This is a genomic window from Streptomyces sp. NPDC051051 (assembly GCF_040682975.1).
In the GTDB taxonomy this organism is placed as follows: domain Bacteria; phylum Actinomycetota; class Actinomycetes; order Streptomycetales; family Streptomycetaceae; genus Streptomyces.
On record NZ_JBFBCB010000026.1, the window covers coordinates 17408 to 39305 of the forward strand.

Annotated in this window: 15 protein-coding genes; 3 read left to right on the forward strand and 12 right to left on the reverse strand. The window is 72.5% G+C overall.

Annotation, left to right across the window (positions count from 1 at the left end):
• Window positions 1-59 precede the first annotated feature (59 nt).
• Genes AB0N31_RS20470 through AB0N31_RS20480 form a run of 3 tightly spaced genes read right to left on the reverse strand, consistent with a single transcriptional unit; the run spans window position 60 to window position 3784 of the window.
• On the reverse strand, window positions 60-986 hold the full coding sequence (locus tag AB0N31_RS20470) for a carbohydrate ABC transporter permease (RefSeq protein ID WP_366059862.1): 927 nt from the start codon (window positions 984-986) through the stop codon (window positions 60-62).
• 35 nt (window positions 987-1021) lie between these two features.
• Window positions 1022-2056 carry an ABC transporter permease subunit gene (locus tag AB0N31_RS20475; RefSeq protein WP_366059792.1) on the reverse strand — a complete coding sequence of 345 codons (1035 nt, stop codon included), beginning with the start codon at window positions 2054-2056 and terminating at the stop codon, window positions 1022-1024.
• A 27-nt stretch (window positions 2057-2083) separates the two neighbouring features.
• Window positions 2084-3784, reverse strand: a complete 1701-nt coding sequence (locus tag AB0N31_RS20480) for an extracellular solute-binding protein (RefSeq protein ID WP_366059793.1) — start codon at window positions 3782-3784, stop codon at window positions 2084-2086.
• Window positions 3785-4167: 383 nt separating this feature from the next.
• Here AB0N31_RS20480 and AB0N31_RS20485 point away from each other — a divergent pair, with 383 nt between their 5' ends.
• Complete coding sequence (locus AB0N31_RS20485; protein ID WP_366059794.1) at window positions 4168-7029, forward strand: glycoside hydrolase family 3 C-terminal domain-containing protein; 2862 nt, start codon at window positions 4168-4170, stop codon at window positions 7027-7029.
• A 76-nt stretch (window positions 7030-7105) separates the two neighbouring features.
• On the opposite strand, the gene AB0N31_RS20490 is transcribed toward AB0N31_RS20485, so the two are convergent.
• The 4 genes from AB0N31_RS20490 to gabT all read right to left on the reverse strand — a co-directional run bounded on the left by AB0N31_RS20490 (window position 7106) and on the right by gabT (window position 12167).
• The gene (locus tag AB0N31_RS20490; protein WP_366059795.1) at window positions 7106-8551 is read right to left on the reverse strand and encodes an aldehyde dehydrogenase family protein; all 1446 of its coding nucleotides are present in this window, start codon (window positions 8549-8551) and stop codon (window positions 7106-7108) included.
• Window positions 8552-8730: 179 nt separating this feature from the next.
• On the reverse strand, window positions 8731-9399 hold the full coding sequence (locus AB0N31_RS20495) for a phosphatase PAP2 family protein (protein WP_366059796.1): 669 nt from the start codon (window positions 9397-9399) through the stop codon (window positions 8731-8733).
• A 13-nt stretch (window positions 9400-9412) separates the two neighbouring features.
• A complete protein-coding gene (locus tag AB0N31_RS20500) occupies window positions 9413-10285 on the reverse strand; it encodes an alpha/beta hydrolase (protein WP_366059797.1) in 873 nt (290 codons plus the stop codon).
• 547 nt (window positions 10286-10832) lie between these two features.
• Window positions 10833-12167 carry a 4-aminobutyrate--2-oxoglutarate transaminase gene (gene gabT, locus AB0N31_RS20505; protein ID WP_366059798.1) on the reverse strand — a complete coding sequence of 445 codons (1335 nt, stop codon included), beginning with the start codon at window positions 12165-12167 and terminating at the stop codon, window positions 10833-10835.
• A 266-nt stretch (window positions 12168-12433) separates the two neighbouring features.
• Here gabT and AB0N31_RS20510 point away from each other — a divergent pair, with 266 nt between their 5' ends.
• The gene (locus AB0N31_RS20510) at window positions 12434-14896 is read left to right on the forward strand and encodes an ATP/GTP-binding protein (protein ID WP_366059799.1); all 2463 of its coding nucleotides are present in this window, start codon (window positions 12434-12436) and stop codon (window positions 14894-14896) included.
• A 150-nt stretch (window positions 14897-15046) separates the two neighbouring features.
• Entirely contained in the window at window positions 15047-16678 is a 1632-nt protein-coding gene (locus AB0N31_RS20515) for a PucR family transcriptional regulator (protein ID WP_366059801.1), read from the forward strand.
• A 279-nt stretch (window positions 16679-16957) separates the two neighbouring features.
• On the opposite strand, the gene AB0N31_RS20520 is transcribed toward AB0N31_RS20515, so the two are convergent.
• The 5 genes from AB0N31_RS20520 to AB0N31_RS20540 form a co-directional block, all read right to left on the reverse strand.
• Window positions 16958-17410 (reverse strand): hypothetical protein, encoded by a 453-nt coding sequence (locus AB0N31_RS20520; protein WP_366059802.1) that lies wholly within the window; start codon window positions 17408-17410, stop codon window positions 16958-16960.
• 119 nt (window positions 17411-17529) lie between these two features.
• Entirely contained in the window at window positions 17530-18963 is a 1434-nt protein-coding gene (locus AB0N31_RS20525) for an FAD-dependent oxidoreductase (RefSeq protein ID WP_366059803.1), read from the reverse strand.
• Window positions 18964-19012: 49 nt separating this feature from the next.
• Window positions 19013-19813 carry an ABC transporter permease gene (locus AB0N31_RS20530; protein ID WP_366059804.1) on the reverse strand — a complete coding sequence of 267 codons (801 nt, stop codon included), beginning with the start codon at window positions 19811-19813 and terminating at the stop codon, window positions 19013-19015.
• A gap of 1 nt (window position 19814) precedes the next feature.
• Window positions 19815-20744, reverse strand: coding sequence for an ABC transporter permease (locus AB0N31_RS20535; RefSeq protein ID WP_366059805.1), 930 nt, complete (start codon window positions 20742-20744; stop codon window positions 19815-19817).
• Window positions 20744-21895, reverse strand: a complete 1152-nt coding sequence (locus AB0N31_RS20540; RefSeq protein WP_366059863.1) for an ABC transporter ATP-binding protein — start codon at window positions 21893-21895, stop codon at window positions 20744-20746. Before AB0N31_RS20540 ends, AB0N31_RS20535 begins: the two co-directional genes overlap by 1 nt.
• Window positions 21896-21898 lie beyond the last annotated feature (3 nt).

The window sequence follows — 21898 nt, forward strand, 5'->3', positions numbered from 1 at the left end:
CACCGACGGGCCGCGGGCGGCGGACGGCCCCGTGACCCGTACGGCCGGCGGAGCCGCCCTCAGCCCTTCACGGCGCCCGTCAGCATCCCCTTCCTGAAGTGTTTCTGGACGAACGGGGACAGCACCGCCACCGGCAGCAGGGCCATCACCATGACCGCCATCTGCACGGCCAGCGCCGACAGTTGGCCCGTCTTGATGGCCTGCCCCATCCCGACCGGCGCCTCCTGCTTCTGCACCAGCTGGATCATGACGTTCTGGAGCGGCATCATGTCCTGGTCGTTGAGGTAGAGCGAGGCGTTGAACCAGGCGCTCCAGTAGCCGACGGCGTAGAACAGCGTGATCACCGCGAGGACGGCCCGCGACAGCGGCATGACGATCTGCCAGAGGATGCGGAAGTCCCCCGCCCCGTCGATCCGCGCGCTGTCGACGAGTTCCTGCGAGATGCCCATGAAGAAGCCGCGCAGGACCAGGATGTTGAAGACGCTGACCGCGCTGGGGAGGATCAGCGCGAGGTAGGTGTCCGTCAGGCCCAGGGACTGCACGAGCAGGTAGGTCGGGATCAGTCCGGCGCTGAAGAACATCGTCGCCAGCAGGGTCATCAGGATCCAGCGGTGGGCGAGCGACCCCGAGCGGGACAGGCCGTAGGCGCACAGCACGGACACCGTCATCGAGAACGCCGTACCGACGACGGTGATCAGGACGCTGACGACCGCGGCGCGGGTGACCTGGCCGCCGCTGAGGAGTTCCCGGTAGGCGACGAAGGTGATCTCCTTGGGGATCATCACCAGGCCGCCGGCCTCGTCGATGGTCTTCCGCGAGGACAGACTGGTGACGAGGACGATCCACAGCGGGAAGACGATGGCGAGGCAGGCGAAGCCCAGGGCGATGCCCTTGCCGGCGAGGCCGGCCCTGCTGGGCTCCTCCTCCCACACGGGCCGCGGCGGAGCGGCCCACCGGCCCGGTGCGCGCACGGGTTTGTCGGTCACGGGCCCGCCGGTCGCGGGCTTGTCCGTCACGGTGCTCACTTCTTGTACACCCCCTGCTCGCCCATGAGATGGGCCACCTTGTTCGCCACGAGCACGAGGCCGAGGCTGATGACGCCCTTGATCAGGCCGGCGGCGGCCGCGTAGCCGAAGTCCTGGTTGCGGACGCCGTTCCACCACACGAAGGTGTCGAGGACCTCCGACGCCCCCGGTCCCACCGCGTCACGTTGCAGCAGGATCTGTTCGAACCCGACGGTGAGGGCGTCGCCGACCCGGAGCACCAGCAGCAGGGCGATGACCGGCCGCAGGGCGGGCAGGGTGACGTGCCACATGCGGCGCCACCGGTTGGCGCCGTCCATCGCGGCGGCCTCGTACAGGTCCGGATTGACCGAGGCCAGGGCGGCGAGGAAGACGATGATGCCCCAGCCGGCGTCCTTCCAGACGCTCTGCGCGGTGATGAGGAACTTGAAGGTCTCCGGGTCCGTCATGATGTCGATGCCGTCGTACCCGTGCTGCCGCAGCAGCTGCGAGAGGATGCCCGCGCCGCCGAACAGCTGCTGGAACACGGCGATGACGAGCACCCACGAGAAGAAGTGCGGCAGGTAGAGGATCGCCTGCGACACCGCCCGCACCCGGGGCCTGACCACGCTGTTGATGAGCAGCGCGAGCCCGATCGGGATCGGGAAGTACAGCACCAGCTGGAGGAAGAACAGCACGAGGGTGTTGCGGACCGCCGCCCAGAAGTCCGGGTCCTCGAAGAGCCGCTGGAAGTTCTCCAGGCCCACCCAGGGGCTGTGCAGGATGGAGACGACCCCGTTGTCGCTGATGTAGGGGTCGTAGTCCTGGAAGGCGACCACGTTGCCGAGGATCGGCACGTAGTTGAAGACCAGGATCAGGACGACCGCCGGCAGCGTCATCAGCAGCAGGACGCGGTCGCGCCGGAACCTGGTCCGCAGGCTCAGCCTGCCCGAGGACCGGCCCTCCCCGGAACCGGCGGCTTTGCCGGACGCCGCCGGGCTCTTGTCCGTCTCGTCTGCCTCGGGCCTGCTCCGAGGCACCGTGCTGTGGGACACGGCCGTTCTCCTTGCCTCGGTTCCGGGTCAGCTCGCCGCCGCGCCGTTGTCGTCGAGCAGCTTCTGGTACCAGTCGCGGAGCTGGTCGCCGCCCTTCTTCTTCCAGTCGGAGACGGCCGCCTGCATGTCGCCGATCTTCTTGCGTCCGCGGACGATGTCGTCCTCCAGCTGCTCGAAGTCGTTGGACAGGCTGGTCCAGCGGCTGGGCTCGGTGATCTGCATGCCGTAGAAGGCCGACTTCCTGGTGAAGGCGCCCATCCGCTGCTGCCACTCGACCTGGCCCTTGGCGATGTCCGGGAAGTCGGGGTGGGCGATGGTCGAGGCCGGGCTCGCGACCATCACGAAGGCGTTGAGGACCTCCTGGTTGCCCTTGTCGTTCTTGACGGGCACCCCGTCCTTGACGCTGTAGTGCGTGCCCTCCACCCCGTAGTTGGTGAGCATGTACTCCTTGGTGCCGTAAGGGGCGGCGGTGACGTTGGCGAGGGCCAGCACGTCACGGATGACCGACTCGGAGGCCTTCTTGTTGACGAAGGCGAAGATGTTGGCGGGCTGGGTCGCGTAGATGACCGGGTCGGCGCCGCCGTGGCCGAAGATGTCCATGCCCCAGATCTGATAGCCGGGGTTCTGGGTGGCCTGCGAGGCCTGCTGCCCGTACCAGCTGGAGATGTCGTTGTTGTAGATGAGGAACTCGCCGGCGGCGAACTTGGTGCTCGGGTCGACGGCCTGGCTCTTGCCCAGCTTGAAGTCGGGGTGCACGTACCCGGCGGCGAACAGCTTGCGGGTCCACTCCAGCGCCTCGAGGTAGGCGTCCAGCTCGATGCGGTTGACCAGCTTGCCGTCCTGGACGATCCAGCCGAGCGGCTTCTCCCCGCCGGACGGCACGCCGAAGCTGTTGAACGCCGTCCACTTCATGTCGCCGCAGGCCCACACCTTGGCCTTGGCGTTGGTGATCTCCTTGGCGAGGGCGGTGAACTCGTCCGTCGTCGTCGGGACCGCGTAGCCCTCCTTGTCGAAGAGGTCCTTGCGGTAGAAGGGCACGATGTTCGTCACGTACGACGACGGCATCGGCAGGCCGCGCAGCTTGCCGCCGAAGATCGACCGCTGCCAGGCGTCGGTCGGGATCGCCGCGAGGTTCGGGTACTCCTTGACCTTGTCGCCGGACAGGTACGGGCCCAGGTCGGCGAACTTGCTGAGGATGGCGCTGGGTATCTTGCCGCCCATGTTCCAGCCGGGGACGACCACGACGTCGGGCACGTCGCTGGAGGCGAGCACGGCGCCGAGCTTCTGGTCGTAGGTGTTGCCGTCCTGGTTCTGCCAGACGACGTCGACGCCGGTGAGGGCGTTCATCGCCGTGTAGTAGGGGTTGTCGCCCTTCGGCGGCGATCCCCAGAACGGCGACATCACGGTGACCTTGCCGCCCTTGCCGAGCTTCTCCGGCACCGAGGTCTTCAGGCCCGCGAGGTCGAGCTTGGAGGTGAAGCCGACCGAGGAGCCGTTCTTGGAGGGGATGTCGGGCGTCACCACGCTGCCGGCGACGAAGGTCGGCAGGATCTTCTTGGCGTCCTTGCCCGAGGTGGTGCCGTCGCGCGAGCCGCTCTCCGAACCGCCGCAGGCGGCGAGCAGCGGCATGCCTCCGGCCACCGCTGCGGTGGCGACCGCCGTGGAGGCGAGGAAGCTTCTCCGGCTGGGCCCGGAAGAACCGGAGGAGGAAGCGGCGTTCGGCGTCATTGCGTCAACCCTTCATGGCGCACCAGGACACCCGGCGGTGGCCGTCGGCTGCGGTGTCTCGAGTGGAACTGGCTGAGCTGAAGCGCCCCGGCCCCCGGTCATCGGAGGTCTGCCCGCCTGATGGCGGTGGCTCCGCATTGTCGAAGGATCGTCGAAGCGCTTCGATGTTGCAGTGAGGTTAAGTGAAGGCATGGGGGTGCACAAGGGTCGCTCCCAAGATTCCTCGGACCTGTTCGGGATTGCCCCACGCTCATACCCGGCTTGAAATGACGACCATGAGTCCCCGTCGTTACCGTGGAGTCTCTTGACACCCACCCCAGGACCGAATGAGCATCGAAGCGCTTCGAAAGCGTCTTCCCGCTCCACCGCAAAGGGAACCCCACGTGACCGCATCCACGCCGCCCGCCCCGCCGTTCCGCGATTCGCGCCTGCCGTTCGCGAAGCGCATCGACGATCTGCTGTCGCGACTGACCCTCCAGGAGAAGATCTCCTTCCTGCACCAGTTCGCACCCGCCGTGGAACGGCTCGGCGTCGGGGCGTTCCGCACCGGCCAGGAGGCGCTGCACGGGGTGGCGTGGATGGGCCCGGCGACGGTGTTCCCGCAGGCCGTGGGGCTGGGCGCGACCTGGAACCCGGAGCTGGTGCGGCGGGTGGGCGAGGCGGTGTCCAGGGAGGTCCGCGCGATGCGCGCCCGCGACGAGCGGGTCGGCCTCAACGTCTGGGCCCCCACGGTGAACCTGCTGCGCCACCCCCTGTGGGGCCGCAACGAGGAGGGCTACTCCGAGGACCCGAGGCTCACCTCCGCCATCGCCACCGCCTACACGCACGGTCTGCGCGGCGAACATCCGACCTACTGGCGCACGGCCCCGGTGCTCAAGCACTGGCTGGCCCACAACAACGAGACCGGCCGGGACGTCACGTCCTCCTCGGTCCGCCCGCGCGTGCTGCACGAGTACGACCTGCGGGCCTTCCGCGACACGGTCGAGGCGGGCGCGGTGGCCGGGGTGATGCCCGCGTACAACCTGGTCAACGGGCGTCCCAACCACGTGTCGCCGTACCTGCGCGAGCAGCTGCGGTCCTGGACCGAGCAGGAGCTGCTGGTCTGCTCGGACGCGGGCGCGCCCTCCAACCTGGTCGACTCCGAGCACTACTTCGACACCCACGAGGAGGCGACGGCGGCCTCGCTGGCCGCCGGCGTGGACAGCTTCACCGACCACGGCACCGACGGCTCGAAGATCGTCGAGCGGGTCACGGGGGCGTACGAGCGGGGGCTGCTGACCGAGGCGGACATCGACGCGGCGGTCCGCCGTCAGCTCTCGGTGCGGTTCCGGCTGGGCGAGTTCGACCCGCACCACGACCCGCACGCGGGCACCGGCGCGTTCGACACCCCGGCCCACCGCGCCCTCGCCCGGGAGGCCGCCGAACAGGCGGTGGTGCTGCTGCGCAACGACGGGGTGCTGCCGCTGGCCGCGGACACCCGGATCGCGGTGGTCGGCCTGCTCGCCGACGAGTGCAAGCTCGACTGGTACAGCGGCACCCTGATCCACCGCTCCACCCCCCTGCAGGGGCTGTACGAGCGGTTCGGCACGGAGCGGGTGGAGTTCGCGGAGGGCGTGGACCGGGTCCTGCTGCGGACCGCCGCCGGAACGTTCCTCAAGGTGCCGCCGGCCCCCGACTCCCCCGACGAGGCGCGCGGCGCCGAGGGCGCCCTCGACCCGGCGCTGCTCGCGGGCCGCACCGACCTGCCCCCGCTCACCACCGGCCCCGACGGCACCGAGTTCGCCCTGGTCGACTGGGGCGAGGACGTGCTCACCCTGCGCGCCCCCGACGGCCGCCACCTCTCGGTCGCCGAGGACGGCTTCCTGCGCGCCTCCGCGGAGCAGCCCGGCGGCTGGGTGGTGCAGGAGACGTTCCGCCTGGAACCCCATGGCGACGGTCACCTCCTGCGGCATCTCGGCACGGGTCGCCACGTCCGGGTCGCCGCCGACGGCGTGAAGGTTGCCGACGTCGGCGACGGGGATCCCGAGGTGTTCGGCCTGGTCGTCACCGAGCGGGGCACGGAGGCGGTGGCGCGGGCGGCGGCCGGGGCGGACGTGGTCGTGGTGGTGGCGGGCAACGACCCGCACATCAACGGCCGCGAGACCGAGGACCGTACGACCCTGCGGCTGCCCGGCCAGCAGGAACGGCTGCTGGAGGCCGCCCGGACCGCGAACCCGCGGACGGTGCTGGCACTGGTGTCGGCGTACCCGTACGCGATCGAGCCGGAGCACCTGTCCGCGGTGCTGTGGACGGCGCACGGCGGGCAGGCCGCGGGCACCGCCCTGGCCCGGGTGCTGGCCGGTGACGTCTCCCCCGCCGGCCGGCTCCCGCAGACCTGGTACGCCGGCGACGCGGACCTGCCCGACCTGCTGGACTACGACGTGATCGGCGGCCGCCAGACGTACCTCTACTTCGAGGGCACTCCGCTGTTCCCCTTCGGGCACGGCCTGTCGTACGCCTCGTTCGGGTACGCCGACCTGACGGTGCGGGTCGGGGAGGACTCGGTGCGGGTGTCCTTCACGGTGACCAACACCGGCGAGGTGACCGCCGACGAGGTCGCCCAGCTCTACGCACGGGCGGTGGACCCCTCGGTCCCCCGTCCCCGGCGTGAACTGCTGGCCCACCACCGGGTCACGCTGGCGCCCGGCGCCCGGACGGAACTGTCCTTCGAGGTGGCGCTGTCCGCCTTCGCGTTCTGGGACGTGGCGCGGGGCGGCTGGCGCCGCGAACCGGGGGCGTACGACCTGCTGGTCGGTGCGTCCAGCGAGGACGTGCGGCTGCGGACGACGGTGACGCTGGACGGCGACGCGGCCGCCCCCCGTCCGGTCCTGCGCGACGGGCTGGCCGCCGTCGACTTCGACGAGCACGGCGGCGCGGAGATCGTCGACCGGACGAAGGTGTCGGGCGACGCGGTGACACCCGCGGCGGGCGGTACGGCCGAACTGCTCTACCGGGCCTGCGACTTCGGCGCCGGTGTCACGGGGGTCGCGCTGGAGGTGGCGGGCGGGGGCACGGTGGAGATCGCGTCGGCCGACGGACCGCCGGTGACCCTGACCCTCGGCACGCCCACGGCGGGACCCTACGCCTACACCACGCTGGAGGCCCCCTTCACCGCCGAGGGCGTCCACGACCTGCGCATCAAACTGCGCGGCCCACTGCGGCTCGCGCTCGTCGGCTTCTCCGGTCGAGGGTCCGGGGACGGCTGACGCGACGAAGGGGCCCGGCACCGACGGGGATCGGTGCCGGGCCCCTTCCGGAGCACGTCAGAGCTTCCTGAGCACGTCAGAGAGCGAGACCGGTGAGGACCAGCACGCGCTCGTAGGTGTAGTCGTCCATCGCGAACCGCACGCCCTCGCGGCCCACGCCGGACTGCTTGGCGCCGCCGTACGGCATCTGGTCGGCACGGTAGGAGGGCACGTCGCCGATGATCACGCCGCCGACCTCCAGCGCCCGGTGGGCACGGAAGGCGGCCTGGAGGTCGTGCGTGAACACGCCCGCCTGGAGGCCGTACTTGGAGTCGTTGACGGCGGCGAAGGCCTCGGCCTCACCGTCCACCTTCGTCACCGTGAGGACCGGTCCGAAGACCTCCTCGCAGGCGAGGGTGGTGTCCGCCGGTACGTCGGTGAGGACGGTCGGCGCGTAGGAGGCGCCCTCGCGCTTGCCGCCGGCGAGGAGGGCGGCGCCCGCCGCGACCGCCTCGTCGACCCAGGTCTCGACGCGCTTGGCCGCGTCCTCGCTGACCAGCGGGCCGACGTCGGTCCGGTCGTCGGAGGGGTCACCGGTGACCTGGGCCTCGACGGCGGCGACGATGCGCGGCAGCAGCCGGTCGTACACGGAGGCGTCGGCGATGACCCGCTGCACCGAGATGCAGGACTGGCCGCCCTGGTAGTTGGAGAAGGTGGCGATGCGGGTCGCGGCCCAGTCGAGGTCGGCGTCGCTCGCGAAGTCGCCGAGGACGACGGCCGCGCCGTTGCCGCCCAGCTCCAGGGTGCAGTGCTTGCGCGGCACCGAGTCCATGATCGCGTAGCCGACCTTCTCGGAGCCGGTGAAGGAGATCACGGGCAGCCGCTCGTCCTGGACGAGGGCGGGCATGCGGTCGTTGGAGACCGGCAGGATGCTCCACGAGCCGGCGGGCAGGCCGGTCTCGGCGAGCAGCTCACCGAGGATCAGGCCGGAGAGCGGGGTGGCCGGGGCCGGCTTCAGGATGATCGGCGCACCGGCCGCGACGGCCGGGGCGACCTTGTGGGCGCACAGGTTCAGCGGGAAGTTGAACGGCGCGATGCCGAGCACGACCCCCTTGGGGAAGCGCCGGGTGAGGGCCAGCCGGCCCTGGCCGCCGGCGTCGGTGTCGAGCCGCTGGGCCTCGCCGCCGTTGAACCGGCGGGCCTCCTCGGCGGCGAACCGGAACACCGACACCGCCCGGCCGACCTCGCCCCGCGCCCACTTGATCGGCTTGCCGTTCTCGCCGGAGATCAGCTGGGCGATCTCCTCGGTGCGCTCGGCGAGCCGCTTGCTGACGTGGTCGAGGGCGGCGGCACGGACGTGCGCCGGGGTGGCGGCGAACTCGTCCCGCACGGCGTACGCGGCGGCCACGGCCTCCTCGACCTGCGCGTCGGTCGGCACGCTGACCCTGCCGACGAGACGGCCGTCCCACGGGGAGGTGACGTCGAAGCTGTCCTCGCCGGTGACCTGGCGGCCGGCGAGCCAGAAGGCGTGGGTGACCCCCACATTCTTTTCCTGGGGCATATGAGTCCCGGCCCTTCCGCGTAGTGGGGTGTGCTGGCTTTTCCTGGTCCACGGTAGGGGTGCGGGGCCGGAGGGTCGCTTGTCCGACTCGTAGTGGTGGGGGCCGGGGGTACGCCGCTTTGGCGGGGTCGGCCACGAGCCGGCCACGGTCCCCCGGCGGCTCACCGCCCGATCCGCCGCAGGACCAGCCACAGCGCCCCCAGCAGCAGCACGCCCAGGCACCAGCTCGCCACCACGTCCAGGGGCCAGTGGTAGCCCCGCCGCACCAGGCCGAAGGAGACGGCCGCGACCAGGACGAGGGCCGTGGCGACGGCCGTACGGCGGGCGAGTCGGGAGCCGAGCCGGGGCAGCAGGACGAGCACGGCCGCCCCGTAGGCCACGGCCGCCGTCGCGGTGTGCCCGGAGGGGTAGTACCCGGTGGCCGGCGGCACGGCGGGCGTGCCCGGCCGGTCCGTCCACTCCTTCAGCGGTACGACGATCAGCGGCACCAGCGCCATCAGCGCCGCCCCGGCGAGGAAGGGCAGCCACCACCGCACCACACCCGCGGACCGCGCCCGCCCGGCGGCGTACCCGGCGACCAGCACGAGCACCGGCACCGCGACCTGCACGTCGCCCAGATCGGCCAGCAGTTCGGCGCCCCGGTCGGGGTGCACGAGAGCCCGGCTCAGGCGCGCGTCCAGGTCCAGCAGGGGCCCCTCGGCGGCGACCTGCCAGGTGATCAGGGCGAGCAGCAGCGCGGGCAGACCGAACAGCAGCGTGCCCCGGGCGGCGCGTCCGGGGGCCGGTGGCGCAGCGGCGCCCTCGGCCTCCGGCTGGGAGCGGGTCGACATGGGCCCCAGCTTGTCAGGAACGGGTGTGTTCCAGGACCGCGGCGGCCAGCGGGGCGTGCACCGCGGGCGGCAGGGCGTGTCCCATACCGGGGATCTCCACGAGGCGGGCGCCCCGGATCACCTGGGCGAGGTGCTGCGGGTGCGGTGGCGGGAAGACCGGCTCGGCCGGGGCGGAGACCACCAGGGTGGGCACCTCGGCGCGGGCGAGTTGCTCGGTGCGGTCCATGCCGGAGGCGTCGGCCCGGCCGTGCGCGGTGTTGGTGCGGTGATGCCCGGTGTGTTCGATGACCCCGCGCTCGAAAGCACGGGTACGGGCGGCGTCGAAGGGAAGGACGTCACCGCTCAGCAACCGCCAGTGCTCGACCCTCCGGTCCAGCTCGGCCTCCAGGGACAGGTCGGGCGGCACGGGCCGGGCCCACAGCTCCAGCACCCGCGGGTCGACCCCGGGCAGCTCCTCGACGGGCACCGCCACGCCGTCCGGCCGTACGTACGGCGTGGAGCTGAGCGCCTGGGTGCCCATCAGGGTCGCGGTGTGCAGCCGGTCGGGGTGGTCGGCGAGCAGCAGTTGGGCGAGCATCCCGCCCAGGGAGAGGCCGACGACATGGGCCCGGTGGACATCGAGGGCGTCGAGGAGCGTCACGGCGTCGTCCGCGAGCACGGTGATCGGATACGGGTGCTCGTCGAACGCCCACGTGGAGCGGCCGGTGTCGCGGTGGTCGTAGCGGATGACGCGGTGGTGGGCGGCGAGCAGGTCCACGAACGGGTCGGGCCAGCCGGCCCCGGGCGCCTGGGCGCCCATGATCAGCAGCAGCGGGGGCGCGTCGGCGGGGCCGCGTTCCTCCACCCGGAGGCGGATGCCGGGGGCGGCGTCGACGTAGCGGTGCATGAGAGCCTCCTGGCACGGCGCGAGACGAGACGTACCGTATCGCATGTGGTCGAAAAAGAAGACCCCGGCGTGAACCGGGGTCCGCAGGCAGTGGCCTGTTCGCGAGAAGCCTCTGTCCGAGAAGGAGGTCGGCCGCCCCGGAACCGGGGGGATGGTTGCGGGGCGGCCGTCCGGATCGGGATGCCGCGCGCCCCGGGGGGTCTGGGGCGGGCGGCCGTCCGATCGGTGAGGAGATCCGGAGCGGGAAGCTCCGGTCGTGTGCGCGAGGCACGACCAGGTCGAAGCTGGGGAGGCCCCGTCCTGGGTTCGCCCACAGTCCCCTGTGGGCGGGGTGTATCTCTCATCTGGGAAGAACCTACGGCAGGGACCGGCGGGACGACAGACGGATCCCCCTCCCGCCATCCACCCCGCACACCTTCTTCACACGCTCTGCCCGGCCCGGAATTCCGTGGCTCCCGGACCGGACGCACAGGGCCCGCTCGGACACGGGCGACGGCCCTCCCGGACCGGGGGCGACAACCCTCCCGGACCGGGGGCGACGGCCCGCTCAGACGCCGGCGAAGGCCTGCTCGATGATGTCGAGGCCCTCGTTCAGCAGGTCCTCGCCGATCACCAGCGGCGGCAGGAAGCGCAGCACGTTGCCGTAGGTGCCACAGGTCAGGACCAGCAGGCCCTCCTGGTGGCAGGCCTTGGCGAGCGCGGCGGTCGCCTCGGGGTTCGGCTCCTTCGTCGTGCGGTCCTTGACCAGCTCGACGGCGATCATCGCGCCGCGGCCGCGCACGTCGCCGATGATGTCGAACTTCTCCTGCATGGCGGTCAGGCGGCCCTTCATGACCTCCTCGATCCGCTTCGCCCTCGCGTTGAGGTCCAGCTCCTTCATCGTCTCGATGGAGCCGAGCGCGCCGGCGCAGGCGACCGGGTTGCCGCCGTAGGTGCCGCCGAGGCCGCCCGCGTGGGCGGCGTCCATGATCTCGGCGCGGCCGGTGACGGCGGCGAGCGGCAGACCGCCCGCGATGCCCTTGGCGGTGGTGATCAGGTCGGGGACGATGCCCTCGTCCTCGCAGGCGAACCACTGGCCGGTGCGGCAGAAGCCGGACTGGATCTCGTCGGCGACGAAGACGATGCCGTTGTCGGCGGCGAACTGGCGGATCGCGGGCAGGAAGCCCTTCGCCGGCTCGATGAAACCGCCCTCGCCGAGCACCGGCTCGATGATGATCGCGGCCACGTTGTCCGCGCCGACCTGCTTGGAGATCTGGTCGATGGCCTGCGCGGCGGCCTCGGGGCCGGCGTTCTCGGCACCGGTCGGCCAGCGGTAGCCGTAGGCCACCGGCACCCGGTAGACCTCGGGCGCGAACGGACCGAAGCCGTTCTTGTACGGCATGTTCTTGGACGTCAGCGCCATCGTCAGGTTCGTCCGGCCGTGGTAGCCGTGGTCGAAGACGACGACCGCCTGGCGCTTGGTGTGGGCGCGGGCGATCTTGACGGCGTTCTCGACGGCCTCGGCACCGCTGTTGAACAGGGCGGACTTCTTGGCGTGGTCGCCCGGGGTCAGCTCCGCGAGGGCCTCGGCGACCTCCACGTAGCCCTCGTAGGGGGTGACCATGAAACAGGTGTGGGTGAAGTCGGCGAGCTGCGCGGCGGCCCGGCGTACGACGGCCTCGGCGGAGGCGCCGACGCTGGTCACCGCGATACCGGAGCCGAAGTCGATCAGACGGTTGCCGTCGACGTCCTCGATGATGCCGCCGCCCGCGCGCGCGGTGAACACCGGCAGCACAGAGCCCACGCCCTGCGCGACCGTGGCGACGCGGCGGGCCTGAAGCTCCTGCGACTTCGGGCCGGGGATGGCGGTGACGACGCGGCGCTCCTGCGGAAGTGCGGTCATGGGGGCTCCCTGATGATCTTGCGTACCGGGCGTACCGGGGTCCGTCTGCACGGACGCACAGGTCCTTTTCTCGCAGGTTAGGCCGGGGAAGGGGGTGCGGGCATGCTCCATGTGGGCGTTGTCGGCGGTGCCCGTTGTCCGTCGTGGACATAGCCGCTCGGGGTCCGCCGTCGGCGCCCGGCCGCGTAAGCGGTGAACTCCCCAGGCGGGGGCGTTAGATTGACTCGGCGATGGTGGACGGAGCGGCCGGTCAGGGGGCAGGGGCGATGGACAGCGACGGGACGCAGGACGCGCGGGGCACGCATGCGAATCCCGTGCCGCGCCCGGCGGTGCCGCCGGAGCGCCCCGCCGGCCCACCCGGTGTGCCGCCCCGGCCGGGCGAGGCGCCGCCGCTGCCCGCCGGTGCTCCGCCCCTGCCGGCCGGTGAGCCGTCGGTGCCGCACGCCGGCGGGCCGGGCGCCCGGGCGTCCTCCGCGGTCGCGGCGTGGCTGAACGAGCCCCGTGCCGCCGCCCGGCCGGGCGTCTGGCGGTTCGGGTACCGGCTGCCGAAGGGCGCGCGGGCGAGCGAGCGGCTCGCGCCCGTCACCGTCGTCGGCCTGCTCATCCCGCTGGTGGTGGCGCTGGTGCTGTGGTCGCTGTGGCGCCGGGGCGGCCTGCCGTACCAGTTCGCGCCGTTGCGGCTGTTCACCCCGGACGGCTGGTGGTGGGGCGGCACGATCGCCTCGCCGAAGACCATGGAGGGCGCCGAGGCCCGGGTGGTGTACGACGGCGTCTTCTTCGCCGTCCTGGTGTACGCCATGGGGCGGCTGGGCGGCTGGCCCGACGTCGTACGCCACTTCGTCGGCCGTCGGCCGCAGCCCTCGCGGGCGCTGCTCGGGCTGCTGGGCGCCCTGGTAGCGCTGAGCTTCGTGTTCCCGAGCGCCTTCCCGGGGGTGGGCTGGGACCCGCTGCCCGTCGTCGACCCGCTGTTCTCCCTGGTCGCCCTGATCGCCGGCAGCTACGACCTGTTCGCCTCCCAGCTGTTCACCGACACGCTGTACACCGTGATCACCCTGCTCGTGGTGTGGCCGTTCGCGCTGGTCGGCGGCTGGTGGCCGTACCTGGGGGAACGGCTCGCCGCCCGGCGTGCGGCCGCCGGTCCCCGGACGCCCGTTCCCGTCGAGCGGCCGCGTGCCGAGTGGCCGGAGCTGCGGGACGCCGGGCAGCACGAGGCGGCCGACGTGCTGACCGCCGAGGTCACGGCCGGGCGGATGAACGACGTCGACTGCGCACGCGTCACCCGCGCGTGGACGACGGGCCGTCCGGACTTCCGCGAGACCGTGCTGCGGCAGGCCGGGGCCGCCTGGACCCACCCCTCCGGCTCCCGCGACCTGCCGCGGCGCACCGGGCGCCACGACCTGCTCGCGCACCAGGTGCGCATCGGACGGTGGGTGGCCGCCGAACGCGCACCCGCGGCCTACCACGACGCGGGCGCCGCGCTCGGCCCGGACGTGCTGGGCACCTCGCTGCTCGCGGTCGGCCCGTCCGGCTCGGGCAAGACGCGGACGCTGGTGGAGCCGGTCGTCGAGGCGCTGGCCCTCCAGGCGCTCACCGGGTCGTGCGCGCTGGTCGCCGTCTCCTCGGCGGGGAGCCCGCTCGCCTCCGACTCCGCCTTCGACGTGATCGTCCGGATCGGGGACCCCGCGTCGGTGCACGACCTCGACCCGTACGCCGAGTCCGACGACGCCGACGAGGCCGCCGCCGTCCTCGCCGAGGCGCTGGTCGGCGACCTCGACACGGTGAGCGCCCAGGGCGCGGCCACCGCCCTCGCCCAGCTCCTCGGCCCCTACCGGGCCGTGCACGGCCGCTTCCCCGCGCTGCCGGTCCTGCGCGAGCTGCTGGAGGGCGAGCCGACGGCGCTGTCCGCGCTGCACGACGCCGTGGCCGGGGACGAGGTCATGCGCCGCGAGCTGGACGCGCGCGTCCGGCAGGCGGACGCGCCCGGCGACCCGGGCCGGGCCCTCGCCGACCGGCTGGCGCTGCTGAACCGGCCGGTCCTCACCGGGTTCCTCGGCGGGAACGGCGGTGCCGGCGGGGCACCGGGCGGAGCGCACCGGGCGTTCTCCCTGCGGGCCGTCGCCCACCATCCGCTGCGGGTGCGCGTGGACCTGCCGGAGCGCGGCCACGAGGAGGCCGGCCGGCTGATCACCCGGCTGGTCCTCGCCCAGTTCCACACGGTCGTGCGGGAGGCGGGGCGCACGCACTTCGCCGCCCTGGTCCTGGACGACGCGACGGGCGCGGTGACCGCCGGGTCGGTGCGCCGGATCCAGCGGCTGCGCTCGCAGAACGCGGGCGTGCTGCTGTCGCTGCGCACGGTCGCCGACGTCCCGGAGGCCCTGCACGGCCCGCTGTACGGGGCCGTCGGCTGCCGGATGGCGTTCTCCGGGATCACCACCTGGGACGGCAGCCGGTTCGCGCAGACCTGGGGCACCGAGTGGGTGGAGACGACGGAGGTCGCCAAGCACACCGTCTTCGCCGACCAGCCGATGACCCGGGCCCTGCACGCCCTGCGGAAGCTGGTCACCGGCAAGGCCGTGACCACGGACGCGGTGACCGTGCGCCAGGTGGAGCGGGAGCGGTGGTCGGCGTCGCAGCTGGCGCACGAGGTCCCGCCGGGGCACGCGGTGCTGTCCCTGACCACCGTCGGGGGTGAGCACGCGCCGCCGCTGCTGGTGGATCTGCGCGGCTGAGCGGGTCTCCGGGGCCGAGCGGGTCCGCGCGGCGGAAACGAGGCGCGGGACACCCCTCCAGTGAGGCAGAATCGACATGGCCCTTCATACGAAGCGGCCAAAAGATCACCCGGTCGATCGCCGCGCGTCCGCCTCTGACCTGAAGGTCCCATGCCCCCCACGCTCGCCTCGCTCGTCCACCACTCCGCGCTGAAACTGACCGTGCGGGCGGGCGGGGACCGTCTGGACGTACCGGTGCGCTGGGCGCACGTCAGCGAACTCGCCGACCCCGTGCCGTACATGGAGGGCGGGGAGCTGCTGCTGATCACCGCGCTGAAGCTGGACGCGGAGGACCCGGAGGCGATGCGGCGCTACGTGCGGCGGCTGGCCGGGGCCGGGGTGGTCGGACTCGGCTTCGCCGTCGGCGTCAACTACGAGGAGGTCCCCCAGGCCCTCGTGGACGCGGCCGAGGAGGAGGGGCTGCCCCTGCTGGAGGTGCCCCGGCGCACGCCGTTCCTGGCCATCAGCAAGGAGGTGTCGGCGGCGATAGCGGCCGACCAGTACCGCGCGGTGACGGCCGGTTTCGCGGCCCAGCGGGAGCTGACCAGGCAGGCGTTGACGGCCGGCCCGGAGGGCCTGCTCGCCGCGCTCGCCTCCCAGGTCGACGGCTGGGCCGCGCTCTACGACGCCTCGGGCACCGTCGTCGCGAGCGCGCCGGAGTGGGCGGGGCGGCGGGCCGCGCGGCTCACGGCGGACGTGGAGCGGCTGCGGGAGCGTCCGGCGCCGGCCTCGGCGGTGGTCGGCGGGCCCGAGCATTCCGATCACGACGACCGGGTCGAACTGCACTCCCTGGGCACCGGCCGCCGCCCGCGGGCCGCCCTCGCGGTCGGTACGGCGTCGACGCTCGGCACGGCGGAGCGCTACGCGGTCCACTCGGCGATCGCCCTGCTGACCCTCACCACGGAACGCTCGCGCTCGCTCCAGGCGGCGGAGCAGCGGATCGGGGTGGCGGTGCTGCGCATGCTGCTGGCGGGCGAGCCGGACCACGCGCGGGCCGTCGCCGGCGACCTGTACGGGGGTCTGCTGGACGCTCCGTTCCGGGTGCTGGTGGCCGAGCCGGCGTCCGCGCGGACCCATGCCGAGGCGTCCTCGCACGCGCGCGTGCCCGGCTCCGCCGACCGGGCCGGGGACCCGCTGGGCCGGCTCGCCGAGGTCGTGGAGTCGGCGGCCGCCCGGTCCGGGGAGACCGTGCTGGTGGTGCCCGAGGGCGAGCGGCTGGTGGTGCTGGCCGCCGACGGGGGCGCGGCGGCCGCGGCCGCCGCCTCCTACGGGGCGGCGCTGGAGGACGCGCGCGCGTCCGGGTCGGAGGGCGAGGAGGACGAACTGGTCGTCGGCCTGTCCGCGCCGGCCGGTCCGATCGCCGCGGCGGCCGCGTACAAGCAGGCCGAGCAGGCGCTGTCGGTGGCGCGGCGCCGGGGGCGGGTCCTCGTGGAGCACGAGCGGCTCGCGGCGGGCTCGGTCCTGCCGCTCCTCGCGGACGACGCGGTGAAGGCCTTCGCCGACGGTCTGCTGCGGGCCCTGCGCGAGCACGACGCGACGGGCCGGGGCGACCTGGTGGCCTCCCTGCGTGCCTGGCTCTCCCGCCACGGCCAGTGGGACGCCGCGGCGGCCGACCTGGGCGTCCACCGCCACACGCTCCGCTACCGCATGCGCCGCGTGGAGGAGATCCTGGGCCGTTCCCTGGACGATCCGGACGTACGGATGGAGCTGTGGCTGGCCCTCAAGGCGACGGCACCGGAATAGCGCCGGTCGCCGCGTCGGCCCCACGGGTGGCCGACGCGAGGTGCGGGCGTCACCGGGTCCGCGGCGCGCTTCCCGGACCGGCCGGGTCGGAGGTCCGGGGACGGACCGGCCGGGTCGGAGGTCCGGGGACGGACCGGCCGGGTCGGAGGTCCGGGGACGGACCGGCCGGGTCGGAGGTCCGGGGGAACGGGCCGGCCGCCGTCCCTCCCGGCGGAGGCCGGCGCCCGGCAGGTCGGCCGTCGTCTCCCCCGGCGGACGCCGGGGCCCGGAGCGGGTGGGTCAGCCGCCGTCCCTCCCGACGGGGCCCGCCGCCGCCTCGTGCATCGCCAGTTCGAGGAGGGCCGGGTCCGTCAGGGTGCCCGAGCCGTCCGGCGGCACCAGCCAGCGGACGCCTCCGGTCGTACGGCCCGGATGGGGCACGACGATCCAGGTGCCCGGCCCGGCCGCGCGGACGCCGGTGCCGACCCAGCGGGCGGCCGTGCCCGGCGGCACGAGGAAGCCCACCCGCCGGTCGCCGAAGCCGGCCAGTACGGGGCCGGGCCGGTCGAGGACGCGGGTGAGGACGTCGAGCGTGGGAAAGCCGAGTCCGCCCGGCAGGATGAGCACGTCCCAGGCCCTGCCCGCGGGCAGGAGAGCGATCCCGAGCGGGTTGCGCCTCCACTGCCGGCGGCAGACCTCGGGATCCGGTGCGACGGATGCCAGCCACTCGACGGCCGTCTTCGTCCCGGCCATGGGGACCTCCCTGTGTCTCGTCGACGCGTGCGCGTCACGAGGGAGAGGGAGGTCCCCGGCCGGCATTACGCGGGTCGGGCGTCCTCGTCGGAGTGAACCGGCTCACGCCGGCGGGACCGTCAGCTGTCGAAGCCGAGCCCGAGCCGGTCCATGGTCCGCAGCCACAGGTTGCGTCGGCCGCCGTGCGTGTCCGCCCGCGCCAGCGACCACTTGGTGAGCGCGATGCCGGTCCAGGCGAACGGTTCGGGCGGGAAGGGCAGCGGCTTCCTGCGGACCATCTCCAGCGAGGTCAGCTCGGTGGGCTCGCCCGCCAGCAGGTCGAGCATCACCTCGGCGCCGAACCGGGTCGCGCCCACGCCGAGCCCGGTGTAGCCGGCGGCGTACGCCACCTTGCCGTGGTGGGCCGTGCCGAAGAAGGCCGAGAAGCGCGAGCAGGTGTCGATCGCGCCGCCCCACGCGTGCGTGAAGCGCAGCCCCTCCAGCTGGGGGAAGCAGGTGAAGAAGTGTTCGGCGAGTTTGGCGTACGTCTGCGGCCGGTCGTCGTACTCGGCGCGCACCCGGCCGCCGTACGGGTAGATCGCGTCGTAGCCGCCCCACAGGACGCGGTTGTCGGCGGAGAGCCGGAAGTAGTGGAACTGGTTGGCGCTGTCGCCGAGGCCCTGCCGGTTCTTCCAGCCGATCGCGTCGAGCTGCCCGGCGCTCAGCGGCTCCGTCATCAGCGCGTAGTCGTAGACGGGCACGGTGTAGGCGCGGACCCGTCTGACCAGGTTGGGGAAGACGTTCGTGCCGAGCGCGACCTGCCGCGCGCGGACCCGCCCGTACGGGGTGCGGACGGCCATCCCCGCGCCGTACGGCTTCAGCGTCAGCGCGGGGGTGTGCTCGTGGACGCGGACGCCGAGGCGCAGGCACGCCCGCTTCAGGCCCCACGCGAGTTTGGCCGGGTGGAGCATGGCCACGCCGCGGCGGTCGTACAGCCCCGCCCGGAAGGTGGGTGAGGCGACCTGCTCGCGCACGGCGTCGCCGTCGAGGAACTCGATGCCCCCGGCGAGGCCCCTGCCCTCGATCTCCTCGTACCAGTCGCGCAGTTCGCGTGCCTGGTGCGGCTCGGTCGCCACGTCGATCTCACCGGTGCGCTCGAAGTCGCAGTCGATGCCGTACCGGGCGATCGCCGCCTCGATCTCGTCGAGGTTGCGCGCGCCCAGTTCCTCGAGCCGGTGGATCTCGTCCGGCCAGCGGGTCAGCCCGTTGGCCAGGCCGTGGGTGAGGGAGGCCGCGCAGAAGCCTCCGTTGCGGCCCGAGGCGGCCCAGCCCACCTCGCGGCCCTCCAGCAGCACCACGTCCCGCTGCGGGTCGCGCTCCTTGGCGACCAGCGCGGTCCACAGTCCGCTGTACCCGCCGCCGACGACCAGCAGATCGCAGGTGGTGGCACCGGTGAGCGCGGGCTCGGGGCGGGGCTTGCCCGGATCCTCCAGCCAGTACGGGACCGGCCGCGCCTGTGCGAGCGATGTCGTCCAGTGATGGTCTCTGTCACGGCTCATGGCGCCAGGGGCCATGATGTCAACTCCCTACAGCGGGCTCTCGACGGGTCGGGAAGGCGAGGGCTTACGCCTTCTGCCTCTTGCGGCGGTTGGTGACGACCATGGAGGTCAGCACGAGCAGGACGGCGATGAGGAACATGGCCGTGCCGACGACGTTGATCTGGACGGGCGTTCCGCGCTGCGCCGAGCCCCAGACGAACATGGGGAAGGTGACGGTCGAGCCCGCGTTGAAGTTGGTGATGATGAAGTCGTCGAAGGAGAGCGCGAAGGCGAGCAGCGCGCCCGCGGCGATTCCCGGTGCGGCGATCGGCAGGGTGACCCGCAGGAAGGTCTGCAGCGGGCCGGCGTACAGGTCCTGGGCCGCCTGTTCCAGCCTCGGGTCCATCGACATGACGCGTGCCTTGACGGCCGTCACGACGAAGCTGAGGCAGAACATGATGTGGGCGATGAGGATCGTCCAGAACCCCAGCCGCGCCCCCATGTTGAGGAACAGGGTGAGCAGCGAGGCCGCCATGACGACCTCGGGCATGGCCATGGGCAGGAAGATCAGCGAGTTCACGGCGCCGCGCGCGCGGAAGCGGTAGCGGACGAGCGCGAAGGCGATGGCCGTGCCGAGCGCGGTCGCGCCGAGTGTCGCCCAGAAGGCGATCTGGAGGCTGAGCGACAGCGATCCGCAGAGTCCGGAGACCCCGCACGGGTCCTTCCAGGCGTCCGTGGAGAACTGCTGCCATTCGTAGTTGAAGCGGCCCTTCGGTCTGTTGAAGGAGAACACCGTGACGACGACGTTGGGCAGCAGCAGATAGGCGAGCGTGAAAAGGCCCGCGATGACGACGAGATTCCTCTTGAACCAGTTGACGAAGGGCATTTCAGACCAGATCCTCCGTCCCCGACCTGCGGATGTAGAAGGTGACCAGGAAAAGGATCGCGGCCATGAGGATGAAGGAGAGGGCCGCGGCCGTCGGATAGTCCAGCACCCGCAGGAACTGCGTCTGGATGACGTTGCCGATCATGCGGGTGTCGGTGGAGCCGAGGAGTTCGGCGTTGACGTAGTCGCCGGACGCCGGGATGAAGGTCAGCAGCGTGCCGGAGACCACGCCCGGCATCGACAGCGGGAAGGTGACCTTGCGGAAGACGGTGACGGGTCTGGCGTACAGGTCGCCGGCCGCCTCGTGCAGCCGTCCGTCGATGCGCTCCAGCGAGGTGTAGAGCGGCAGGATCATGAACGGCAGGAAGTTGTACGTCAGGCCGCAGACCACGGCCAGCGGTGTGGCCAGCACCCGGTCCCCCGAGGTCCAGCCGAGCCAGCTCGTCACGTCCAGGACGTGCAGCGTGTTGAGGGCGCCGACGACGGGTCCGCTGTCCGAGAGGATCGTCTTCCAGGCGAGGGTGCGGATCAGGAAGCTGGTGAAGAACGGCGCGATCACCAGGACCATGATCAGGTTGCGCCAGCGGCCCGCGCGGAAGGCGATGAGGTAGGCCAGCGGGTAGCCCAGCACCAGGCACAGGATCGTCGCGGCGGCCGCGTAGAGGACCGAGCGCAGGAACTGCGGCCAGTAGTCGCCGAGCGCGTCCCAGTAGGTCGCGAAGTGCCAGGTGACCTTGTAGCCCTCTTCGAGGGAGCCCGTCTGCACGGACGTGGAGGCCTGGTAGATCATCGGCAGCGCGAAGAAGACCAGCAGCCAGAGCAGGCCGGGCAGCAGCAGCCAGTACGGCGTCCAGCGGCCCCGTCTGCGGGGCGGCTTGGTCTCGGGGGCTGTCGGGGAGAGGGGCGGTGGCGCCTCCGTGAGCGTCGCCATCAGAGCGCCGCCTCTTCCTGGATGCCGGCGTCGATGTCCTGCGTCGCGTCCAGGCCGAAGGTGTGGGCGGGGCTCCAGTGCAGGACGACCTCGGCGCCGGGGACCAGCCGGGTGTCGCGGTCGACGTTCTGGACGTAGACCTCCAGCTCGGGGCAGACGGCGCTGTCGACGACGTACTGCGTGGAGACGCCGATGAACGAGCCGGCGGCGATCGTGCCGGTGACGCGGTTGCGGCCCGCCGGGATCTCGCCCGCGTCGTCGGCGTGGGTGAGGGAGATCTTCTCGGGGCGGACGCCGACCAGCACCTTGTCGCCGGTGGTGGCCGGTGCGGTGCAGCGGGCCCCGGGCAGCACGAGCTTGCCGCCGCCGGCCCTGAGCACGATGTCCTCGCCGCTCCTGGAGTCGACCTCGGCCTCGATGAGGTTGGAGGTGCCGAGGAAGTTCGCGACGAACGTGCTGCGCGGGTTCTCGTACAGGTCGGCGGGCGAGCCGAGCTGCTCGACGCGGCCCGCGTTCATCACGGCGACCGTGTCGGCCATCGTCATGGCCTCCTCCTGGTCGTGCGTGACGTGCACGAAGGTGATGCCGACCTCGGTCTGGATGCGTTTCAGCTCCAGCTGCATCTGGCGGCGCAGCTTGAGGTCGAGGGCGCCGAGGGGTTCGTCGAGGAGGAGCACCTTGGGGTGGTTGATGAGGGCGCGGGCCACGGCGACGCGCTGCTGCTGGCCGCCGGAGAGCTGATGCGGTTTCTTGCGGGCCTGCTCGCCGAGCTGGACCAGCTCCAGCATGTCCTCGACCTGCTTCTTGACGCTCTTGATGCCGCGCCGGCGCAGGCCGAAGGCGACGTTCTCGAAGATGTCGAGGTGCGGGAAGAGGGCGTAGGACTGGAAGACGGTGTTCACGGGCCGCTTGTAGGGCGGGAGGGCGGTGACGTCCTGGTCGCCGAGGTGGACGGTCCCGGACGTGGGCTCCTCCAGGCCGGCGATCATGCGCAGGGTGGTGGTCTTGCCGCAGCCGGAGGCGCCGAGCAGGGCGAAGAAGGAGCCCTGGGGGACGGTCAGGTCGAGCGGGTGGACGGCGGTGAAGGAGCCGTAGGTCTTGCTGATGCCGGACAGGCGGACGTCGCCGCCGGCGTTGGTCGTCGTCTTCATCTC

What these genes read in the sequence shown, in the direction of transcription:
- AB0N31_RS20480 (WP_366059793.1), bottom strand. Translation starts at nt 3,784, where the DNA reads ATGACGCCGAACGCCGCTTCCTCCTCCGGTTCTTCCGGGCCCAGCCGG.
- AB0N31_RS20495 (WP_366059796.1), bottom strand. Translation starts at nt 9,399, where the DNA reads ATGTCGACCCGCTCCCAGCCGGAGGCCGAGGGCGCCGCTGCGCCACCG.
- AB0N31_RS20500 (WP_366059797.1), bottom strand. Translation starts at nt 10,285, where the DNA reads ATGCACCGCTACGTCGACGCCGCCCCCGGCATCCGCCTCCGGGTGGAG.
- gabT (WP_366059798.1), bottom strand. Translation starts at nt 12,167, where the DNA reads ATGACCGCACTTCCGCAGGAGCGCCGCGTCGTCACCGCCATCCCCGGC.
- AB0N31_RS20510 (WP_366059799.1), top strand. Translation starts at nt 12,434, where the DNA reads ATGGACAGCGACGGGACGCAGGACGCGCGGGGCACGCATGCGAATCCC.
- AB0N31_RS20515 (WP_366059801.1), top strand. Translation starts at nt 15,047, where the DNA reads ATGCCCCCCACGCTCGCCTCGCTCGTCCACCACTCCGCGCTGAAACTG.
- AB0N31_RS20520 (WP_366059802.1), bottom strand. Translation starts at nt 17,410, where the DNA reads ATGGCCGGGACGAAGACGGCCGTCGAGTGGCTGGCATCCGTCGCACCG.
- AB0N31_RS20525 (WP_366059803.1), bottom strand. Translation starts at nt 18,963, where the DNA reads ATGGCCCCTGGCGCCATGAGCCGTGACAGAGACCATCACTGGACGACA.
- AB0N31_RS20530 (WP_366059804.1), bottom strand. Translation starts at nt 19,813, where the DNA reads ATGCCCTTCGTCAACTGGTTCAAGAGGAATCTCGTCGTCATCGCGGGC.
- AB0N31_RS20535 (WP_366059805.1), bottom strand. Translation starts at nt 20,744, where the DNA reads ATGGCGACGCTCACGGAGGCGCCACCGCCCCTCTCCCCGACAGCCCCC.
- AB0N31_RS20540 (WP_366059863.1), bottom strand. Translation starts at nt 21,895, where the DNA reads ATGAAGACGACGACCAACGCCGGCGGCGACGTCCGCCTGTCCGGCATC.